At 70.6% G+C, this 4,955-nt stretch carries 3 protein-coding genes and 1 pseudogene; 2 read left to right on the top strand and 2 right to left on the bottom strand.

Going from position 1 to position 4,955, the window contains the following annotated elements; all coding sequences use genetic code 11:
- Positions 1–120: pseudogene (locus ACFQ7F_RS45340) on the bottom strand (DNA-directed RNA polymerase subunit alpha); the annotation flags it as partial.
- Positions 121–454: 334 nt separating this feature from the next.
- Between ACFQ7F_RS45340 and ACFQ7F_RS45335 the strand changes: the two are divergent.
- Entirely contained in the window at positions 455–1,135 is a 681-nt protein-coding gene (locus ACFQ7F_RS45335; protein WP_383285482.1) for a response regulator, read from the top strand.
- On the opposite strand, the gene ACFQ7F_RS45330 is transcribed toward ACFQ7F_RS45335, so the two are convergent.
- Positions 1,110–2,312 carry a sensor histidine kinase gene (locus ACFQ7F_RS45330; protein ID WP_383285479.1) on the bottom strand — a complete coding sequence of 401 codons (1,203 nt, stop codon included), beginning with the start codon at positions 2,310–2,312 and terminating at the stop codon, positions 1,110–1,112. The genes ACFQ7F_RS45335 and ACFQ7F_RS45330 overlap by 26 nt on opposite strands.
- Positions 2,313–2,650: 338 nt before the next feature.
- On the opposite strand from ACFQ7F_RS45330, the gene ACFQ7F_RS45325 reads away from it, so the two are divergent.
- Entirely contained in the window at positions 2,651–4,867 is a 2,217-nt protein-coding gene (locus ACFQ7F_RS45325; protein WP_383285476.1) for an MMPL family transporter, read from the top strand.
- Positions 4,868–4,955: the final 88 nt, after the last annotated feature.

The following is a 4,955-nucleotide window of genomic DNA, read 5'->3' as shown; positions in this document are numbered from 1 at the left end:
CCGACGCAGGGAGTTGCCGAGGGTGTAACCGAAGCCCGGCTCCAGCGGCTCGATCACGAACCGGGAGCGGAACTCGTCGACGACCTCTTCGGTCAGCGAGGGACGCTGAGCAATCAGCATGAAATGTTTCCTCCAGTGGTGGGCGCCCGCTATTTGACGCCGTAGACACTGCGAAGAGTAACGGGCCGGACAGCCTCACCTGGTGATCGGGGTTCGAAACTCAACACAGGCGGAGTACGAGTCACAACGATCGGCGGACTTTCGGCAGGCGGCGGTGGACGGTTCGCTCGGCCGAGGCCGGCCTTGTCCGTGCGCCCCGACACCGGGTGCCGACCGGCTTGCCGCTGCGGGCCCGCCCCGGCCTGCGGGCTGCCCGAGATTACGATGAGCCCCAGCTCCGGACGGAGGGGCGCCTGGTGGCGGCACCCGGTGCCGTAGACGGAAGGAACGGGCTGTGGCCGATGATCTGATCGATGTGGTGATCGCCGACGATCAGGAGTTGGTCCGGGCCGGCTTCGAGATGATTCTCGATGCCCAGCCGGGCATCCGGGTCGTGGGTGTCGCACGAGACGGTGTCGAGTGCGTCGAGCTGGCCCGACGGCTGCGCCCCGCGGTGGTGTTGGCCGACATCCGCATGCCGCGGATGGACGGCTTGGAGGTCACCCGCACCCTGGCGGGGGAGACGCCCGGCGAATCCGCGATGAACGTCGTCGTGATCACCACCTTCGACCAGGACGACTACGTACGCGACGCTCTGCGCTACGGCGCCTGCGGCTTCCTGCTCAAGGACGCTCCGCCCGCGCTGCTCGTGGAGGCGGTGCGGGCGGCCTCACGCGGCGACGCGCTGGTCTCGCCCGCGGTCACCGTGCGGCTGCTGCGCGGGCTGCAGCACAGAGTCGGCGGCGAGGAGCAGCAGGAGGCCGCCGGGCTGAGCAGCCGGGAGACGGAGATCGCCAGCCTCGTGGCCGTAGGACGCACCAACCAGGAGATCGCCGAGGAACTGTTCCTGTCGCTGTCGTCGGTGAAGACGTATCTGGCACGGATCCAGGCCAAGGTCGAGGCCCGCAACCGCGTGGAGATCGCGGCCTGGGCGTGGGACAGCGGAGTGGTCACCTCGCGGGACCAGCGTCCGTGAGGGGGCGCGGCAGTCCGGCCACCACCTCCCACTGACCGGAGCTCGTGACACCGGCCCGGAACGTGCCGTCGAGCGCCTCGACGCGTTCGCGAAGACCGATCAGGCCGAAGCCGCTGCGCCCGCCCGCCGGATGGTCCGCCTGGCGCTGCCCCGCGCTGTTGGTCACCGTCGCCCGTATCCACCCCGGGTCGGCGTCCAGACGCACCGTCACCCGCTCGTCCGGGGCATGCCGCAGCACATTGGTGAGAGCCTCCCGGACCACCCGCAGCACGGTCGCCTCGACCTCCGGGCTGAACCGGCTCGTGCGGACCGCGGCGCTCGCCTCGAGCCGGGCCGCCGGAGCATCGGGCCGACGCCGGGAGAACTCACCGACGAGATCCCCGAGTTCGGCGAGGAGATCGCCCGGCCGCAGCGCCTGATGGTCGTCCTCGCGCAGCACCCGCACAAGCCGCCGCATCGACTCCAAGGTCTCCGTACCGGACCGGGCGATCGCCTCCAGGGCCGGCTCGACCTTCTCGGGCGCGGTCGCGTGAACGGTCCTGGCCGCGTTGGCCTGCACGATGATGCCCGTCATGTGGTGGGCGATCAGGTCGTGCAGATCACGGGCCAGAGCCAGCCGCTCGGCGTGCCGCACATCCCGTACGGCACGCTGCCGACGGGCCTCGGACGCGCGGACGACGCACCCCATGGCGATGCCGAGCGAGAGCAGGATCGTCACCATGTAGCTGCCCCCGACGAAGCCGTCCAGCGTCCGGGTGCGCAGCGTCTGCATCAGCATGCTGACGGCCAGGGCGGCGACTGTCCACGCCATGGCGCGGGTGCGGTGGACCTGGGCGAGTGTCCGGATGATCAGGAACAGCAGCGCGAACATTTCCAGATACCCGAAGTCCGTCCCGCTCACCGGCACGAACAGGCACACGCAGCTGAGCGTGAAGGACATGGCGGCCGCACCCACCGCCCGCACCGGCAAGGGCAGTGGGCGGTGGGTGCCGGGCAGCGCGAGCGCGGCCAGGGGGCCGGTGACGAACACCGGCAGCCAGCTGGTGGGCGCGATCGGCGGCTCGGTCACGAGCAGCAGCACCAGGATGTCGGCCGCCCACAGCAGGGCCAGGGCTACCACCGCGGCGGCGGAGACGACGCGGCGGATGCCGGGCAAGAACGGAAGCTTCCAATCCACGCCACCAGCCTAGGGAGCCGGATCGCTCCCGTGGTGTCGGCCGGATGACCGACACGGCACGCAGCACTCCGTACTCAGGGCTGACGCCGCGCCGCCGCGGGCTGCAGCAGCATGGTTCGAGGGCACGGGCTTCCCCCCGGTGCCGGTGCCCCGCCCCGGCCCGGCCCGTCGACGACGGGCCGGGCCCGGTCCCCTCAGGCGCTCCAGGCGTACGGGGCCCCGGGGGCGCGCCGCGGCCTGTGGGGACAGCGCCCGGCACACCCTCCGGGTGAGCTGACCAGGGCCCCAACCGTTTCCCATCCTCGTCTCGTTCCTGACGTACGGAGTCTGTTGTTCTCATGGCTACTTTTCTGCACCGGCTCGGGCGCGGCGCGTTCAACCGTCGCTGGCTGACCCTGCTGCTCTGGGCGGTCGTACTCGGCGTCGCGGGCGCCGCGGCGGCGGGCAGCAGCGGCAGCAGCAACTCGAACATCACCCTGCCCGGCATCGAGGCGCAGAAGGCGTACGACGTGCTCGGCGAGAAGTACCCCGCGGCCAACGCCGACGGGGCGAGCGCCCGCGTCGTTGTCCGGGCACCCGACGGGGAGAAGCTGGCCGCCGGCGAGCCGCGAGCCGAAGTCTCCTCACTGCTCAAGGACTTGCAGGGCTCCTCGCCGCGCGTCGCCTCGGTCGCCGACCCGTTCAAGGCCAAGACCATCAGCGCCGACGGCACCACCGGCTACGCCCAGGTCACGTACAAGACCAAGCCCGCCGAACTGACGGACGCGGACCACAGCCACCTCGACGACGCCCTTGACGCGGCACGTGGCCAGGGCCTGACCGTGGAGGCGTCCGGCAGCGCGCTGGTACCCGCCGAGGCGAGCAGCGCCGCCGAGGCGATCGGGTTCGTGCTCGGCGCGCTGATCCTGATCGTCACCTTCGGCTCGTTCATCGCGGCCGGCATGCCGCTGCTGACCGCCCTGCTGGGTGTCGGCATCACCACGAGCGCCATCACCGCGCTCACCACGGCCCTGGATCTCAACAGCAGTACCTCGTCCCTTGCGACCATGCTGGGCATCGCGGTGGGCATCGACTACTCCCTGTTCATCGTCTCCCGCTACCGATCCGAGCGGGCCCTGGGCCACGACGCCCGCGAGGCGGCCGCCCGGGCGAACGGCACCGCGGGTTCCGCGGTGGTCTTCGCCGGTCTGACCGTCGTCATCGCGCTGGTCGGTCTCGCCGTGGTGAACCTGCCCATCCTCACGGCCATGGGCATGGCCGCCGCAGGCGCCGTCGTCGTCGCCGTCCTGGTCGCCGTCACTCTGGTCCCGGCTCTGCTCGCCTTCGCCCCCGACCGCGTTCTCGGCCGCCCCTCCCGCAAGAAGTCCGCCGGTTCGAAGGCCTCCGGCACGAAGCCGCCTCTGGCGGAGCGCTGGGCGGCCTTCGTTCTGCGCCGCCCGTGGAAGGTCCTGGTCTTCGCGGTCCTCGGCCTCGGTGTGATCGCGCTGCCCGCGACCAGGCTCGAACTGGGCCTGCCCGACGACAGCACCAAGCCCACCTCCACCACCGAGCGCAAGGCCTACGACATGCTCGCCGAGTCGTTCGGCCCCGGCTTCAACGGCCCGCTGACTCTCGTCGTCAGCGGCAGCGATCCGGCTGCCACGAAGACCGCCGTCGGTCAACTCGACGACAGTGTCAAGGACGTGAAGGATGTAGCCACCGTCGCCCCGGCCACGTACAACCCGGCCAGGGACACCGCGATGGTCGCCCTCGTCCCCAAGAGTTCGCCCGCGAGCGAGGAGACCAAAGACCTCGTCCACACCATCCGCGACCAGGCCAAGGGCGTCCAGACCGCCACCGGTACCCAGGCCATGGTCACCGGGACCACCGCGATGAACATCGACGTCGCCTCGAAGTTCGCCGACGCGATCGTCCCCTACCTGGCGCTGGTCGTCGGCCTGGCCTTCCTGGTCCTGATCCTTGTCTTCCGCTCGATCCTGGTGCCGCTCAAGGCGGCGCTCGGCTTCCTGCTGTCCGTCCTGGCCTCGCTCGGCGCAGTGGTCGCGGTCTTCCAGTGGGGCTGGTTCAAGGACCTGTTCGGCCTGGAGACCACCGGCCCGATCATGAGCCTCATGCCGATCCTCCTGGTCGGTATCGTCTTCGGCCTCGCCATGGACTATCAGGTCTTCCTCGTCACCCGGATCCGCGAGGCGTACGTCCACGGCGCCGATCCGCGCCAGGCGATCACCGAGGGCTTCCGGCACAGCGGCAAGGTCGTCATCGCGGCCGCACTGATCATGACGGGTGTCTTCGCCGGGTTCATCGGCGGCGACGACGCCATGATCAAGTCGCTCGGCTTCGGTCTGGCCATCGGCGTCGTCTTCGACGCGTTCGTGGTCCGCATGACCATCGTGCCCGCCGTCCTGGGCCTGCTCGGCCGACGGGCCTGGTCACTGCCCGGCTGGCTCGATCGGCACCTGCCGCACGTCGATGTCGAAGGCGAGAATCTCGGCAGCACGGTCCCCGCGGTCCGCGAACCCGCCCACAGGGAAGCCGACAGCACGCCGACCCGTTGAACCTCCCCGGTGAGCCCGCCCACGGGACCCGAAAGCGGCGCCCACGGCCTCGATCACGCAGAACTGATCGAGGCCGTGGGCGGCAGCG

The sequence above is a fragment of the Streptomyces sp. NPDC056486 genome, from assembly GCF_042795295.1.
Classification (GTDB): domain Bacteria; phylum Actinomycetota; class Actinomycetes; order Streptomycetales; family Streptomycetaceae; genus Streptomyces.
This window is presented reverse-complemented; position numbering and strand designations above follow the sequence as displayed.